Annotated in this window: 17 protein-coding genes; 3 read left to right on the forward strand and 14 right to left on the reverse strand. The window is 44.3% G+C overall.

Translation table 11 applies throughout. The annotated features are described in order from the left end of the window. Window positions 1-20 precede the first annotated feature (20 nt). Window positions 21-533 (reverse strand): acyl-CoA thioesterase, encoded by a 513-nt coding sequence (locus tag AB4114_RS00250; RefSeq protein ID WP_171630805.1) that lies wholly within the window; start codon window positions 531-533, stop codon window positions 21-23. 131 nt (window positions 534-664) lie between these two features. Between AB4114_RS00250 and AB4114_RS00255 the strand changes: the two genes are divergently transcribed. Further along, a complete protein-coding gene (locus tag AB4114_RS00255) occupies window positions 665-1,147 on the forward strand; it encodes a TspO/MBR family protein (RefSeq protein WP_441986601.1) in 483 nt (160 codons plus the stop codon). On the opposite strand, the gene AB4114_RS00260 is transcribed toward AB4114_RS00255, so the two are convergent. The 9 genes from AB4114_RS00260 to AB4114_RS00300 all read right to left on the reverse strand — a co-directional run bounded on the left by AB4114_RS00260 (window position 1,131) and on the right by AB4114_RS00300 (window position 10,835). Next, window positions 1,131-2,774, reverse strand: a complete 1,644-nt coding sequence (locus AB4114_RS00260) for a serine/threonine protein kinase (RefSeq protein WP_441986602.1) — start codon at window positions 2,772-2,774, stop codon at window positions 1,131-1,133. The two genes, AB4114_RS00255 and AB4114_RS00260, sit on opposite strands and share 17 nt — an antisense overlap. Window positions 2,775-2,862: 88 nt before the next feature. Further along, window positions 2,863-3,900 (reverse strand): SAM-dependent methyltransferase, encoded by a 1,038-nt coding sequence (locus tag AB4114_RS00265; protein WP_441986603.1) that lies wholly within the window; start codon window positions 3,898-3,900, stop codon window positions 2,863-2,865. A 54-nt stretch (window positions 3,901-3,954) separates the two neighbouring features. Next, on the reverse strand, window positions 3,955-4,728 hold the full coding sequence (locus AB4114_RS00270; protein WP_441986604.1) for an ABC transporter ATP-binding protein: 774 nt from the start codon (window positions 4,726-4,728) through the stop codon (window positions 3,955-3,957). A gap of 19 nt (window positions 4,729-4,747) precedes the next feature. Next, complete coding sequence (locus AB4114_RS00275) at window positions 4,748-5,101, reverse strand: cyclic-phosphate processing receiver domain-containing protein (protein WP_441986605.1); 354 nt, start codon at window positions 5,099-5,101, stop codon at window positions 4,748-4,750. Then, the gene (locus tag AB4114_RS00280; RefSeq protein ID WP_441986606.1) at window positions 5,079-5,939 is read right to left on the reverse strand and encodes a deoxyribonuclease IV; all 861 of its coding nucleotides are present in this window, start codon (window positions 5,937-5,939) and stop codon (window positions 5,079-5,081) included. The genes AB4114_RS00275 and AB4114_RS00280 overlap by 23 nt, the downstream gene beginning before the upstream one ends. A gap of 15 nt (window positions 5,940-5,954) precedes the next feature. Further along, window positions 5,955-6,758 (reverse strand): Fpg/Nei family DNA glycosylase, encoded by an 804-nt coding sequence (locus AB4114_RS00285; RefSeq protein WP_441986607.1) that lies wholly within the window; start codon window positions 6,756-6,758, stop codon window positions 5,955-5,957. A gap of 107 nt (window positions 6,759-6,865) precedes the next feature. Beyond that, entirely contained in the window at window positions 6,866-8,278 is a 1,413-nt protein-coding gene (locus AB4114_RS00290) for a ribonuclease H-like domain-containing protein (protein ID WP_441986608.1), read from the reverse strand. Continuing rightward, window positions 8,275-10,563, reverse strand: coding sequence for a DEAD/DEAH box helicase (locus tag AB4114_RS00295; protein WP_441986609.1), 2,289 nt, complete (start codon window positions 10,561-10,563; stop codon window positions 8,275-8,277). Before AB4114_RS00295 ends, AB4114_RS00290 begins: the two co-directional genes overlap by 4 nt. Before the next feature lie 59 nt (window positions 10,564-10,622). After that, a complete protein-coding gene (locus tag AB4114_RS00300) occupies window positions 10,623-10,835 on the reverse strand; it encodes a hypothetical protein (RefSeq protein ID WP_441986610.1) in 213 nt (70 codons plus the stop codon). 156 nt (window positions 10,836-10,991) lie between these two features. Here AB4114_RS00300 and AB4114_RS00305 point away from each other — a divergent pair, with 156 nt between their 5' ends. Both AB4114_RS00305 and AB4114_RS00310 read left to right on the forward strand, forming a co-directional pair. After that, window positions 10,992-11,600, forward strand: a complete 609-nt coding sequence (locus AB4114_RS00305; protein ID WP_441986611.1) for a nitroreductase family protein — start codon at window positions 10,992-10,994, stop codon at window positions 11,598-11,600. 91 nt (window positions 11,601-11,691) lie between these two features. Further along, the gene (locus AB4114_RS00310; protein ID WP_441986612.1) at window positions 11,692-13,191 is read left to right on the forward strand and encodes a hypothetical protein; all 1,500 of its coding nucleotides are present in this window, start codon (window positions 11,692-11,694) and stop codon (window positions 13,189-13,191) included. 57 nt (window positions 13,192-13,248) lie between these two features. Here AB4114_RS00310 and AB4114_RS00315 read toward each other — a convergent pair whose 3' ends face one another. From AB4114_RS00315 to AB4114_RS00330, 4 genes are read right to left on the reverse strand one after another with little or no spacing between them, the layout of a single operon-like run. Next, the gene (locus AB4114_RS00315; RefSeq protein WP_441986613.1) at window positions 13,249-13,812 is read right to left on the reverse strand and encodes a PulJ/GspJ family protein; all 564 of its coding nucleotides are present in this window, start codon (window positions 13,810-13,812) and stop codon (window positions 13,249-13,251) included. Next, window positions 13,809-14,240 carry a type IV pilus modification PilV family protein gene (locus AB4114_RS00320; RefSeq protein WP_441986614.1) on the reverse strand — a complete coding sequence of 144 codons (432 nt, stop codon included), beginning with the start codon at window positions 14,238-14,240 and terminating at the stop codon, window positions 13,809-13,811. Before AB4114_RS00320 ends, AB4114_RS00315 begins: the two co-directional genes overlap by 4 nt. A 27-nt stretch (window positions 14,241-14,267) precedes the next feature. Further along, complete coding sequence (locus AB4114_RS00325) at window positions 14,268-14,921, reverse strand: stalk domain-containing protein (protein ID WP_441986615.1); 654 nt, start codon at window positions 14,919-14,921, stop codon at window positions 14,268-14,270. Between the two features lie 19 nt (window positions 14,922-14,940). Then, window positions 14,941-15,840: a hypothetical protein gene (locus tag AB4114_RS00330; RefSeq protein ID WP_441986616.1), complete on the reverse strand. Its 900-nt coding sequence runs from the start codon at window positions 15,838-15,840 to the stop codon at window positions 14,941-14,943. Window positions 15,841-15,846 lie beyond the last annotated feature (6 nt).

Below are 15,846 nucleotides of genomic sequence, written 5' to 3' on the forward strand. Positions count from 1 at the left end.
TCCCCTAATAAATCAATCCCTTATTCCCAAGGATATTTCATCGTGAAGAAACTAGCCAGCTTCTTACTTTCCACGCGGCGAATACGTCTCATCTCAGCGCGGTGTGGAGCGGATTCGTGGAGTTTCTTCTCTTCTTCCGTTTCGGGAATGACATCTGGCACTTCCACTGGCACCTTATTTTCATCTAAAGCGACAAAAGTTAGGAAAGAGGTGGCTGCAATTTTTCTCTCCCCAGACTTCAGATCCTCGGTAACGACCTTAACGAATACCTCCATCGAGCTTTTACCTGTCCAGGTCACGAAAGACTCTAAACAGACGGAGTCCGACGTATGAATCGGTGACAAAAAGTCAACAGAATCCGTTGATGCCGTCACAACTGACCTCCGACAATGCTTATGAGCCGCTATGGAAGCAATGTCATCGATATAAGACATCAATTTTCCACCAAAAAGCGTATTATGGTTATTTACATCAGTTGGAAAAATACGTGATGTTTTGAAACATCTAGATTCTCTGGAAAATCGTTGCTCCATGTCTGTTTCCCCCTCTTTATCTCATRCAAAATATGACTCATCATATCATACTTTTGGCTGGATTTGGTTATAACTTATCCCAAGCGTGTAATATAGTAATACAAGCTGAAATAAATAGGAGGTGTTTGCATGTGTTTACGTTTATCATTGTGTTCTTGATTACCTATTCACTATTTTCGATTTCAGGCGTACTGTTCCCAACAGATCTGACCTATTATAACTCTCTGAAAAAACCAAGCTGGAATCCACCAGCTAAGTTATTCGGAATTGCTTGGGCGATCTTATATGCATTAATTTCTGCATCTGTCGCCATTGTTTACACGAAAACCGATGGCTTTCAAGAAGCGGGGGGCAGCTATGTTTTGATATTAATGGTAAATTACCTGGCTAACCAAGCCTTCACTTTTTTTGAATTCAAATTAAAAAACTTACGTCATGCTTTCCTTGACTCTGCTATTGTTGCTATCACCACGTTTTTATTAATATACGCAACAATTCCTTATTCCAAGCTAGCTGCTTGGCTATTGGTTCCTTATTTACTATGGTCTTGTTTCGCTACCCTACTAGCTTGGACAATTTATCAGTTAAATAAAAACACTAACCGCGCTTATTGAAACGGGAAAATATCGATTTTTTGGGTTGTAGAGCGAATTGATTGAGGCTTTCGTCCGGGACAATCTCGCTGAGGAATGGTTTCAATGCTTCGTAAAAAACGTCCAAATACTGCGGCTGATCTTGAATACAATCACCTTTCCACACAGCTTGCACGACTTCGGATCTTGCAATTAAGGGCATGGTACATAATGGTTTAGTTGGAAATGAGTCCTGCCACTCCAATCGATAATGCGATGGCAAAGCACCATTCGCGATGTAATGCACTTTCTTTCCTCGCTGCTGGTAAGATGTGAATTGCGCTATTCGCTGGCGCGAACGTGGGCGATCACATTTGCCAGGCAAACTATCTACAATAACGATTATTTCATCTGCACTATAACAAAGTTCCTGTACAGCAGGATGCTCCCACTCAGTCGATACATCCCATAGGATGATCGGCTTTTTGAGCATGTGCAGAAGCTTGAATGCATGAGAGGCCTGCCAATTACCTTGAAAACCATCAGGATTAATGGGTGCCCAAGTAGTAAAACCATTGATCCATGGTGTAGTGAAAGTAGAAGATGCGTCACATATGTGATCAGAGGGAAACATATAGGGGCTTGGTGCATGGCGATCTCCATACAATAACATATATAAATCAGGTTCAATCGTCGGCTGTTCAACAAGCGCGTTGGGGATTTGGAGAGCATGCAATAATCTGGCTAGTGTAATAGCTGTGAAAGTCGCACCGACACCTGCAAATAATCCGCCAATGACGATTAATTTATCGGACGTATTTGATTGTTGTGAGGTGACTTGGAGCCCAGATTCGATAACAAGTTGATCGGCTTCAGGGGTTAAGGAACGAAGTCTTAGCTTCACTTCCATGGCGGTTTGACAGCGGTTCTGAGGTTGATCTTGCAGGAGAAAATGAATTGTTTTGCGCAAAGTTTCAGGGATCTCATCATGCCGTAGTTCCAGAGGCTTGGCCTTGCTATATACATAGTGACCGCCTGACAACAAATAATATAACATAGAACCAAGTGTATAAAGATCCGTTCGGGCGTCTGTTTGCAGCCCTAGATATTGTTCCGGAGCAGCGAACCCGATCGTTCCCATCTGCATGGTATCGGAAGTTTGTCCTTGTTTAAATTGTCTAGCTACTCCAAAATCAATTAATCGGACTTGATTATGTTGGTTAATCATGACGTTGGACGGCTTAAGATCGCGGTATATGATGGGTCGGGGCTGAAGTGTGTGTAAGTAGTGGAAAATATCAAGTAACTGAAAGGCAATTTGAACGATTAGCTTAATTGGAAGTTCACGTTGGCTTTTTTCGAATAAATCCTGTAGTGTTGGACCCTCGATATAGTCCATAACCAGATATCCATATCCACCCTCGGTAATAAAATAATCCACTAACTGCGGGAGCTGTGCATGCCCTAGCTTGGCGAGCATTTCCGCTTCTTCCAAGAAAGCAGTCTCATCGGAACCTACGCACTCAACCTCTTTCACTGCCCAGCGCTTGCCCTTTAATTTCTTATCCCTAGCGAGATATACCTGGCTCATGCCGCCTTGTCCAAGCATGGACACGAGTTCGTATCTCCCTCCTACAATTGACCCTTGCCACTGTGGTCTAGGCTTCACAATTAGTAAAAACCCCCTCTTATATCCAAGTTATATTGCTCTTGATTATAAGGGAGGGCTATTGGAAAATCTAGCTATTTTTCCGTTTTTATATTTTTTGCAAATAAAGTGTCAATTCTTCCCGATTATGAAACAACTGCTTCGCCTTCAAGAGGAAAAGTGAGTCTTCGAAAATGCGCAGAATATCGCGAACCGTTTGGAACGGTTTTTTATGCATAAGCTTCACGGTAATGATGGCTGTTCCGCCACTTTGCAGAGAGAAAAGCAAATCCGACACAAGATGTCCCATCTGCCGCGGATCCCAGCTCATATCACAGACTAGTAAATCAAACTCATTCTCACGCAGCTTCACATCATTCGCATTTTTCTTCAGGAACGTCAGCAATGGATTGCCTAGTAGACGTGGGTTCATCGCAGCCGGGTCGATCGCCGTAACTTTCAAACCGCGCTCTAGCAGCAAAGACGTCCATCCGCCAGGCGCAGCTCCAATATCAATCGCTTTACGAGCGATACTGAAATCAATCCCGAACCGTTGCTCAGCTTCCAAAAGCTTAAATTTGGCACGTGAAATTTGATCCTCTTCTTTCATGAAACGGATCGCACCACCTGACCAATCTGATAAGTTATCACTTGGTTTTGAAATACCGATATAGACCTTTTTGGCGCTTATGTACACCGATATAATATGATCCGCATAACGAACAACAGGTTCGCCACCACATTCAGCAGTGAGGATTTCATCTATGGCTGCCTTAATAGCAAAAGGTGCATAAGGAACATCTGCCCGCTCTTCCTTCCGAATTTGCGTGGCAATTTTCTCTCCGTAACCAAATAAACCAGTGGCATAAGCTTCACGAAGCCAAGCTGTCAAATGCGCAATGTCAGCATCCGTACGGCTAAGCTCCCATTCTTGATGAACAGGTTGAACATGTCGTAGAAAGATAGGTTCATTCTCTTGCATGGTAGAAATGACATCTGTCGTATCTTCAGGCACCTGGAAATAGAACACTTCTGTCGGTACCAGTAAAGTAAATTTGGTGAGTGGAAATAACTTCCGAAGTTCGTCTTGCGCATATTGTGCGAACCCATGATTCGAGGTTCCAATATAGGTCGTTAATTGTGTCATAGCCGCATCCTTTTAGTAATCTACATTCTTTTTAGGCTAACTTACTAAATAAGCCTATTTGTCCGCAATAACCTTGATCCATGGGCGATCTTGGAACCATTCCAAGGCAACATGAATTCCGAAAGCCTTATGAATATTCTCAGGTGTCAATACATCTTCCTTGCGTCCGGAGGCAATTAATTCACCTTGCTCAATTATCGCAACATGCGTAAATAAAGGCATGATTTCTTCGATATGGTGGGTGACATATACAACCGTTACATCCTGTTTACTAAGCTCATTTACGTCAGATAAGAACCGCTCGCGCTCAAACAAATCCAAGCCCGCAGCAGGCTCATCCATAACGAGGATCGCTGGCTTACTCATCAAGGATCGTGCAAGCATGACCTTCTTACGTTCCCCTTGTGAAAGGCTTCCCAGAGGCTGATCTGCCAGATGTGGAATGCGTACACGAGTAAGCATCTCCAGTGCTCGGTCTTTCACTTCCTGTGGAATTTCTTGGTAGAACCTCAGATAAGCGTACTCACCTGTTGCAACGACCTCAAGGACTGGATCAATTAAGCTTAATTTTTCGAAAAGAGATTGAGAAATATAACCGATCTTCTTGCGAACTTCCCGTACATCACATTGACCGTACCGGTTTCCGAGCACATCGACTGTGCCACGGCTTGGAAATTCATAGCCATTCATCATTTCAAGCAGCGTTGTTTTGCCAGAGCCATTTCGGCCCAGCAATACCCAGTGTTCACCGGATTCGATATGTACATTCACATCGTTTAAAATATGGCGTTCTCCACGTATAAAATGAATACCGGATAAATGGATCATAAGTTCGTTTCCTTTCACATTACGGTTTACTTGGATAGTCTTTTTGTGCAACCCTCATCAATACTTCATCAGGCATACGATGCGCGTAAAGCCCCATTTCATCTGGCTTGACAGCATCAAGCATCTGATACATCTGCGTGCATGTGGAAGGACTAGAGGTATGAATATAAATCGTTCTTGGAAATTTACGCTGCTGGGTCAACCAAATGACAACATCCATGCCCGTTTGCTTCGACATCCAACCCAAATCATGATCCAGAGATAAGATGTCTACTTCACATTCCTGAAGCAATACAATACATTCTTGCGCATCTTTGGCCAAAACAAATCCCTGGGGACAAGGACGCGAATCATCTAAGTATACATGAATCATCCTCACATTTCCTTTCCAATAACGAATTTACGAACGCAATCTCTTCCCGATGCGTGCCATCACGCCCGGTACCTGTCTCAAGTACAATTGGAATGTCTCGTAAATAGGGGGAGTGTAATAGGCTTTGAAAATTCGAAATACCAATATGACCCGCTCCAATGTTGGCGTGCCGATCACGGCGCGATCCCATTGGATACACCGAATCATTCAAATGAATAGCTTTCAGATGAGGTAGATAATCTAGCTGATCTCCCTTCGACTCCAGTTCTGCCCAATCCGTCCCTTGCCAAAGTCGACTAGCAAAAGCATGACACGTATCTAAGCAAAAGCCAATTTTCTCAGGTGAATCGCATAGCTTACGAACTTGCACCATTTCTTCAAAAGTCAGACCCAGTTGGGAACCTTCACCTGCTTGATTTTCAAGCAATATGAAAGAAGCTCCCGTGTAACCCTCCGAAGCACTATTCAAACATTGTATTATATTTTTGTAACCTTGTAACGGGTCTTTTCCCGTGTATTTACCAAAATGCACCACAAGTCCAACGGAACCGCAGGCATTTGTAATGTCCAAGCCATTTTTTAGCAAGTTAACCATGATCTCACGTTCAGGCTCATCTGCTGCGGGATTTAAAGCATACGGAGCATGTCCGATGGAGAGAATGCCATGTTCCTCACATAATTGAGCACATGCGTTCGCGTCATTAAGATTGATAACTTTCGTAGCCAAACTCCGCGGATTCATCGGAAAATATTGAAAGGCTTTTGCACCAATTGAAATGGCGGTTTTGGCTGCATTCAAATAACCGCCTCGCGTTTTTACATGGGCGCCGATAAACATGTTCAATCCGACCTTTCACTTCTGGCAATGGGCACAATAAAAACATTTACGGCTTGAGACTTCCGTTTGAATGATAGGATTCCCACATCGCAAACAGGGCTCATCTTTACGATCATAGACACGACATTTCGGATTATATTGTCCTGTTAGACGATCTCCCACGAAAAGAGGTTCTTCCATATAGCCACCGACCGCAATCGCTTCACGAAGCAAAGTCTGCATAGCTTGGAAGAGCTGTTGTTGATCAATTTCGGTAAGAGAGGATATCTTCCGCAAAGGGAGAATACCCGCTTCAAAACAAATTTCATCCGAGTAACAATTCCCTATACCAGAAAGAAAGGTTTGATCCACAAACGTTACTTTAAGATTTCCCCGCTTAGGCCGCATTACGTTTCGAAATTGTACGAAGTTAAGCTCGAGCGGTTCTGGTCCAAGCTTTTGTAAGAGCTTATAGGTTACCTCTGGTGTATGAAGATGCAAGTAACCCAAACGCAATCCAATAAAGGACAGACTCTTGATCCCGAAATGAATCTCCACTTGAATCGTTCGATCTGGCTTCTCTTCTTGGGTACCAAAGAATATCCATCCGCCAAGCATGAGATGCAAAAGCAGTATCTCACCTGTGGCCAAATGAAACAGTAGGTGTTTGGCTCTGCGCTCAATCCGCACAATCCGATTACCAATAAGCTTCCCCGTAAATTCTTCAGGATCTACATTCAACGACTTCGGACGTGTCACATCGACTCCTGTAATCGGTACTCCTATGATAAATCGTGTCAACTGCTGACGATACGTTTCCATTTCCGGAAGCTCAGGCACGAGAATCACTCCTTGCCATTTTTATACCTTGTATAACCAATTGGCGGATTGTGTAAACGCGAACCCTAGGGAGAATGGATGAGATGTGATGACTAGATGACTATTCATTAAATTAATCCTTCGCTCACGTAAGTGGGTTTTGGTGCCTTTTTGCTTCTTTTTGTTATTACCATTTTATCTGAAGATGATGGATACGAATCTGCTAGCGCTCGTAAACTCATCTCTTTCTTTCGCATTTTCTGCTTCAGACGTGCAATCCGCTTTTCCCAGGCTTCTTCAATCTCATTAATCTTCCGATCACCTCGATGAAGCGCACGTCGCCGCCAAAGCCTCGCCCACGCTTCCTCTGCATAAAAGACGGCTTGACCCAAGTCCTTCTCACGGTGTTCATAGTACATCGCAAGCTCTAAATACGGTTCTAGCTGCAACGAAATGCTTGCAGGTTTAAGTAAAATAGCCTGCTTCCATAGCTCGATCGCCAGGTTATATTGACCAATTTTCTTATAGTAGCCTGCTAATTGTAGCAAGACTGTTTCTTGTTCAGCTGACTGGGCAGCAGACTCGTTATTCATTAGTTTCTCGAATAAAACATTGAAATATTGCTCCGCCTTGGTAGGCCTTGCCATTTTGTCGAGCCAAAGTCCGGTCCGAAAAAGTTCTTCGGAGTCAAGGTTGGAAATGAGCTCTGGATTAGGATTAGAAATGAGATCGAGATCATTCTCATCTGGACGCAGTAGCTTGCCAAAATGGATCGTCAACGCGGCCAATGTCACGATATCGTGCTCGTTATGAATAAACACGCCCTGAAGAACAGCAGGGTCTTTCTCAGCCAAATATTGAAAGTACAACGCTGGCGCCATAGATCCTGGCACATCATCTATGCGTTCAAAACCTAGTCTGCTCTCCTCTACCTTGCTCAACCGACAGGAGGGCAGCGTATTACGCCACAGACTTCGTGAAGCATAGAGAAGATCGAGCTGAAGCAGCTTCGAGTCATCTAGTTTAAGACGATTCAGCACGAAGCGATTCTTGAGAATCGGCCAATCGAACGTACGGCCGTTATAAGAGACGATATGCGTGTATCGTCCTAACAGTTCTTGTAAGTACACCAGCATCGCATGCTCTTCTGCCGGGTTGCGTATCATGAGCTGTTCAACCGTGAACAGCTCGCCCGTGTAGTAGCCGATGCCTACCATGAACGGCACGTTGCCAGCACCGACGCCGAGTCCGGTAGTCTCCGTATCGAAGAAKAGCAACTCTTCGAGCCGGACGACGGCGTCTCCGTCGTGAAAGCTGGACAGCTGCGCAGCCACATCGGCGAGCTCACGCAGCCGATAGATGCCGTGCACGCTGTCCGCGCCGTACTGGCGGCGCCGCATGACGAACGAGCCCGCTGGGCTCGTCGCAATATGGGCGCCGAGCTGCGCCCACTCGCCCCCTGCCTCCGGCGGGGGCGGCGGTGTTACCCCAGCCGCTGCGGATCCCCGCAGGCGGCCGAGCCTTTCGCGGAGCCCGCTCATCGGGCACCGCCATCGAGCTCTGCGAGCAGCTCCAGCGCGAGCTTCTTGCCCAGCAGGCCGACCTCTTCGATCGGCCCTACACAGGCTGGGCAGCCGCTGATGCAACCGCAGCTCTTGATCAGGCTGCGCGCCTGATCCATCAGCTGTCCGTGGACCTCGTACAGCCGATCACTAAGACCCACGCCGCCAGGGTAGCGGTCGTAGAAGAATACGGTCGGCAGCTTGCTATGCACTGCCTTCACTTGCGGAACGACCCGGATATCCATCGGGTCGCACATCAAATACAGCGGCGCTAGATGCGCCAGGACGTTAGCGATGCCAAGCAGCGCATGCTGCATGTCATTTGCCGATCGTCCTGCCGCCATCGCCTCGTCGAAAGTGAACCAATAGGAGCTCGTATGCAGCTCCTCTTCTGGCAATCGAATCGGCCCCGAGCCGATATTCTCGTGTGTCCGCAAACGGATTTTCTTGAAAATCGTTGGCTGCGCGTTAACAGTCACTTCACCTAATTGACGAAGTAGACCGCCAACACGACCTTCCCGATTCACGTGAAGCACCTTGAGCTGTACAGCCATACTCGCATCCGTGAAGTAGTCTACATTTACTTGCCTCACGAACGCTTTCTTCTCTTCATAATCCAACTTTTCAACTTGGAATTGTATGCCTTCATGGATATAAATAGCTTCTTCATGAATCAAGGTTGGCGCACTGAAACGATCACATTCCCCAATCACGCGATGACCATTGGTCATATCAATAATGATGAAATTCTCTTGCGCCGCAGAGCGCAATGAAATGTTATGAGCAGGGAACGACTGCTCCATCCAATACCAGCGATCATTGACTTGGTGCAGCACCTGCTCTTCAGTCAAGTACTCCAGAACATCGGTGAGCGACTCCTCACCGAACTTCTCATTCGCTTCGAAAGGCAGCTCATAGGCCGCACACTTCACATGATCCACGAGGATGATCAGGTTATCTGGATGAATGCGCGCCTGCTCTGGCGGACGCTCGAAGAAATAGCGCGGATTCTGGATCAAATACTGATCCAGCGGATTACTGCTCGCGACGAGAATCGTCAGCGAGGTTTCCTGCCGCCGTCCGGCACGCCCGGACTGCTGCCAAGTGCTGGCTATCGTGCCGGGATAGCCATTAAGCACGCAAGCTTGCAGCTGGCCAATGTCGATGCCCAGCTCCAGCGCGTTCGTGCTCACAACCCCGCGGATTTCCCCGCTACGTAGACCTTTTTCAATCTCCCTGCGCAGCTTAGGGAGATATCCGCCGCGATAGCCGCGGATCGACTTGCTGCCCAGCTCGTGACTCACGAGCTCTTGCAAATAGGTCAGCAAGATCTCCACACGCACGCGGCTGCGGGCAAACACAATCGTCTGGATCCCACTCCGCAGCAGCTTGCCTGCTAGCGTACGTGTTTCCAAGACGGAACTTTTACGAATCCCTAACTGTTGATTCACAACAGGCGGGTTATAGAATACAAAGTGCTTCTCGCCTGCCGGCGCACCGTTATTATCGATCAACGCAACGGTTTCACCGATCAGACGCTCAGCATGCTCCTTCGGATTATCGATCGTCGCCGAAGCACATATAAATTGCGGATTGGAACCGTAGAAGCGGCAAATCCGTTTCAACCTGCGAATCACATTCGCGACATGACTGCCGAATACACCCCGATAGGAATGTACTTCATCAATCACAATGTAGTTTAAATTCTCGAACAGCTTCACCCATTTGGTATGATGCGGCAAAATCGCGGAATGCAGCATATCTGGGTTCGTGACAACAATATGTCCTGCGTTTCGTATCGCTTGCCGAACTGTAGGCGGTGTGTCGCCGTCATACGTATGCGTCTTAATATCCACATCCATAAATTCAATCATTTCCTGCAACTCTGCAACCTGATCTTGTGCCAGTGCTTTAGTAGGAAATAGATAGAGTGCTCGCGAAGCGTCGTTTTCCAAGATCTTCTGAAGAACTGGCAGGTTGTAGCAAAGCGTCTTCCCAGACGCCGTCGGAGTCACAGTAACAACGTGATTGCCTGCCGTCACTTGGCGAAACGATTCCGCCTGATGCGTATATAATTGCCCGATGTTTTTATGTCGAAGCGCAACACAAATACCCTCATGCAATCCTTCTGGAAAATCAGCCAGCTTCGGATCTCTTGGGGGTATCGTATGCCAGTATGTAACTTGTTGCATGATTTCAGGCGATTTGCGCAACCCGTCAATCATCTCTATCATTGAAGAAACCTTACCTGTGAAAGGATTCATAAACTGAATCTCCTTACCCATTTCGTTTCTTCCATTTTACAGAATATACGTTCGTATGTCTACATCAAATCAGCTGAATCATCATAATCGTATCGTAGGCCATCATGGTCACTAGTGATCTGAGCTGTGACCGACAGCGCTTGGTTGGCACTCTCTTGCATTTTGAACAAAACTTCTTGATAGTCTCTCGACCGGTGCTCTTCTCGATCATGTTTCATGGCAGTTCTTAAAGCTCTTTCAATAATAATGACATCATGACTCGTGAATTTCACGGTTTTCGCACCTCTTCTTGGTCCATCATGTTCATATCAACTAGCTTTGCCAAATTGCACCAATGACATACAAGATAACAAAAAAATGAGAAATTCGTAATCAAAGTTATAATAAGGTAAAATTAGGATGAGATCCACAATAAGGAGGAATAACTTATGTCCACATCTTTACCCAATGAAATTGAAGATCACCGCCAACCTGATCATGAAATTAATCCACAGTTTCTTGAGCGTTGGTCCCCTCGTTCCTTCTCGAATCAAGAAGTATCGGAAGACGTATTGTTAAGTCTATTTGAAGCAGCACGTTGGGCACCATCTGGAAGTAATAATCAGCCTTGGCGTTTCATCGTTGCCCATACACCTGAGCAACTTGCTAAATTCCATACATTTATTAATCCATTTAACCTTGTATGGTGTGAAAAAGCTCCTGTACTTACACTCGTTATTTCGCACACCAAAAGTCCAAGAGGTACAGACAATCCTAGCCATGCATTCGATGCAGGCGCAGCGTGGGGATATTTAGCGCTTGAAGCGAATAATCAAGGGCTAATCACACATGCGATGGGTGGTTTCGAACGTGAACAAGCACGCGAAGCACTCCAAATTCCTGCTGACTACGAACTTCATGCAGTTATTGCCATCGGGTACCGTGGTCCTGCAGATGCCCTCCCTGAAAATCTGCAAGAACGCGAAGTCCCATCMGGCAGACACCCGATAAACGAAATCGTATTCACAGGTGAATTTGGTCAAAATTTGTCGAAGTAATTTGAGCTAGTATAGTGCTTAAGCACTATACTAGCCTTTTTTTATTCGATATAATAGGAGATATGTAATCCACGAAAAAGGAGAGTTCATCATGAAATTTCTTATTCCACTCCAAAGTGAAAGAGGAAATGTGCTTACCTACGTGCTTCTAATTCTCCTTGTCCTGATGATCGCAACACCTGTTATACTTGTTTCGTCTTCAACGAATCAACTTGCCAATAGCCAAACTGACTATGAGAAAAAGGCTACTGATCTAGCTGTTAGCGGCATGGAAGCTTTTATTACTTATCTGAAAAGTTACGATACCTATGCAAACGGAATGGACCGAAGAACCTACTTCAATATGTACGGCGGTGGTTCGGGAACGCACGGATTAGGTTGGGTCGCACGAAACATTACAACTCCAGAGGGCATTGCAACGACTTACGAGCAATATGTTGAAGTGGCTGCCACCAATACTAGAATCACTGGTCCCGTTACTGCTGACAATGTGTATAATGTTTTTTTCAAAGCTACCGTCAATAATGCACATAGTAAATTAATCAAATTTCAAATATCTGCATTTAACGCAATCGTAGTAACAACACCAACACCTGGCCCTCCCCCCAATACATCGACCCACATTGAACCGGGGCAAACCGTGCCTATTCCAGCKGGAGTTGGTGTCTTGTACGGGAATAGTTCCAATGTTAACGCAGGAAAAAACACAACGCTTGCACCGGCAATTACCAGCTATATGTCCAGTATCAAATCTAGCGTATCATCAGCCATAGACGACTATTTGAATGTGACAAAGACACCTGGTCTAATCACTTGCACATCGTGCAGCATAAGTCAAGTAAAATCGAATATTAGTGCAAGTTCAACCAATCCTGTTGTTATCTATGTGCCAGGTACACTAAGTGTCTCCAGCACTGAAACTATTGGTTCCAGTACAAAGCCTGTCATTCTAATCGCAGATAATTATTCAATTAATAATTCAAATCTAGAAGTGTATGGTAATCTAATAGCAAACCAAACTACGTCTAATCCAACTACAACTGGAAAAATTACTGGAAGTAATCAACTTGATATAACAATTAAGAGCGGCAATGGCGGCACCTACGGCAACTTGTGGAGCGAAAACAGCTTTATTACAGGCACGCAGACTACATTGAAAATTGATAATAACCTCTATGCTGGAAGTATGACACTTAGCAATGGAGGTACCGTAACGACTAAACAAATGACAATCGATGACACATTTAAAATTGAAACCCAAACCACCTTGAATATCTCAAACGGTAATCTAGCTTCTGGAAATATTTACGTTAAAAATAATGCTGAGTTTAAAGTTACTTCAGGAGATATCTTTGTATCAGGAGATTTTACTTCTGGGACTCAAATTAACCTTACTACAGGGGGCATTATTGCTGTTGCAGGGAAAATTGACTTTAGTAACAATAAAACAATTACAACTGGAACATCCAATCCGCCTGTAACGTCCTTACAATTAAGTGGGACTTCATCCGCTACACCGACACCATCTTCACCAACATCAACATCACCAACTCCTTCACCACCACCTGATTGGAATCCGATTAGAAAATAAAAATAAGCCCAAATGCTAGGGACAAATCCCCCTAAGCATTTCGGGCTTTTTTTCAGTTTAATATTGAAGCAGTTTAAATCCTGTTTCTCTCTTCACATTGTAATTCTCAAACCCACCGAACATCTTTGAACGCTGAAATGTAAAAGTCATAACCATCCTGAATGCTGAACCGCCAATCAAATTCCMAAATAGTGGTGTATTCCCTACAGTAGGCAAATACTGTAGCCCTGTAACATGAGAGGTTAGTACTCTTTGATTCGTATAGATTCCAGGAGTTGCTAAAGTTACACTGTCTTGAATAGTCGAAGAATTAAAGTCATACATCGATAACGTTTTCGCAGCAGCATCATAATACAGCGATTTCACTTGTCTAGTGCCTGATACATAAGTCACATAACGAAAGTCATTCGTTGCTGCATAAGCATGATTTGAATCACTGATCTCTTTCGCAATCGTATCCATCGTTTTACGAATCTCCGCATCAACATTGTATTTCTCTCCACTTGATTTGGATTGAAGGCTTGTCGAGGATAGCAGCATAAAAACTACCCCCAACAATACAGTGCTTATGGTCAGCGTCGCTAATACCTCAATTAAGGTAAGACCGCGTTCATTCTTCAATTCGTCGCCCCCCAGTAAACCGTTACCGTCAAAATGCGCGGAACTAGCGTAGCAGGAGTTGTGCTTACATCTCGGAATAAGACGATACTTTGAAGTGAAACTAATTTCCTGTTCGTAAACACAGCTGGTGAAAATGGGGGATTTTGCAAGCTGGATTGTTGAACATATACCCCATAAGGTATAGCTGGATCTAATGCGGGATTAAGATCTGCCCAATTTTGTAAAACGGGTACGGCAGTAGTGTAAGTGCTCCTATATTCATTTAACTTCTGCTCTGCTAAATGTAAGGCATTCACGCGCAAATCATCATTTTTATTTGACATCATAGAAAAGGATGAAATATTAAGAAACATTAACACGACAAGACTTAAAATAACTGTCGCAGCCAGCACTTCCAGTAAGGTAAGCCCTCTCTCATTTCTTATCATTTGCATCCCTTCTCTCTTCAATCAGCTTCATTTTTTTATAGACTTGTCAATTAGTTCATAGTGATACGACTCTGATAATTTCGTTGTTAGATCCTTGTTCAAAATGTCAGCATTCTTACTGTATATCGTCCAAGCCAGCATATAGTCATCCGTATTTTTCTTCTCCCAACCGGTTTGTAATAAAATGATGGCAGCTTTCATTTTATCGATGGTTTGGGACATCGTGAGATCATCGATGTCTTTCGCGATTTTGCTGATCTCTGCATAGCGCTCAACGATACTTTTCAGATCGTTGAATTCTGTGTTTTTAAACATAGGAATTAAATCTTTGGTAATTTGATTATTTCGAATAGCCACATATTGAACCATTTTTTTCTGCGAAGCTGTGAAGAGCTCATTCCTATTATCATGGATAAAATCAAGTGCTACGCTCCTATTGTCACTATCCCAACCAACCTGTGCGCCTAGCATTTCGGATAAACTACGTAAAGGCACGTACACGGATCCATCATACAATATTGAGTCTTTCGTGAGGGTATTTTGTTGACCGTTAATGGTTACATTTATTCTTTGGAAAAACACTTCAACGTTTCGGAATTGATCTTCCGCCCATGCCGAACCACTCATCGTGAATAAGCCAATGATCCCAATTGAAAGAATCAGTTTGTACTTCCTAATCATTCAATTATCCCCTTTTACATTAATTAGCTGGCTTAGAAGCTTGTAATTGCTGGAGTTGTTTAAAATACTCTTCATCTGTTTGAACCGGATTCGTTCGCTTACTTGGTTCATTTACCGGTAAAGCAGGCAGCTCTTTCAATTTCCCAGCAAAAGATGGCGCATAATAAAAGGAGCATTCCAAAGTAACTTGAAGTTTCGACTCTTGGTCCTCTGTCTGATTTGGTATTGTGATGCTCACTGCTGGAAGTACATTCGAAATGTCTGTTTGCTCTGTATGACTGCTTTTTACTGCAGCTGTTTGCCAGCTCCATTTTTGAATCGAAATAAAACGCTCACTACGTTGAACCTTATTCATAAAGTCAATAATTTGTGGATACGTACCCGATGCTTGAATTGTAAATGATTCTTCCATGATGACCGTTTGCGTCTGATTCTGCTGAGTAGCACCAGCTGTTGGACTTGATGATGGAGCTGTTTGTTGAAAGCCATTCGAGTTTGTCGTATATCCCTGCGTAATGTTCGCTTGCCCGTTCGCATTTATTAAACTATCTGCCGAGCTGCTCGCTGGCCCTTGGTCACCGAATTTTATCGAAAGAATTGATAACCCAACTTGCTGCTCTAGCTCTCTGATACCAAGTAATAAACGCGGTAACTCTTCTTTCGTTGGTACTTGATACAATGCTTGCTGAATCTCATTTTCTTCCACTTTTTTGGGAATAGGTCGCTGCAGAATTCGTTTTTTTTCTTGCTCAACTTTACTCAGTTGCATTTGAAGTGTTAAATGCTGCTTCGAGGGTGGAAGCACATCACTCACAACAATATATCCATTGATCAAGCATCCTACAAGTATTACGAGAAACAAAATGGTTGCCGGGGATCTTAATCGACCTATGAGATGATGCCATTGTTCTTTATTCATAAGCCC

Origin of the sequence: Paenibacillus sp. 2RAB27, assembly GCF_052115445.1 — a bacterium.
In the GTDB taxonomy this organism is placed as follows: Bacteria; Bacillota; Bacilli; order Paenibacillales; family NBRC-103111; genus Paenibacillus_E.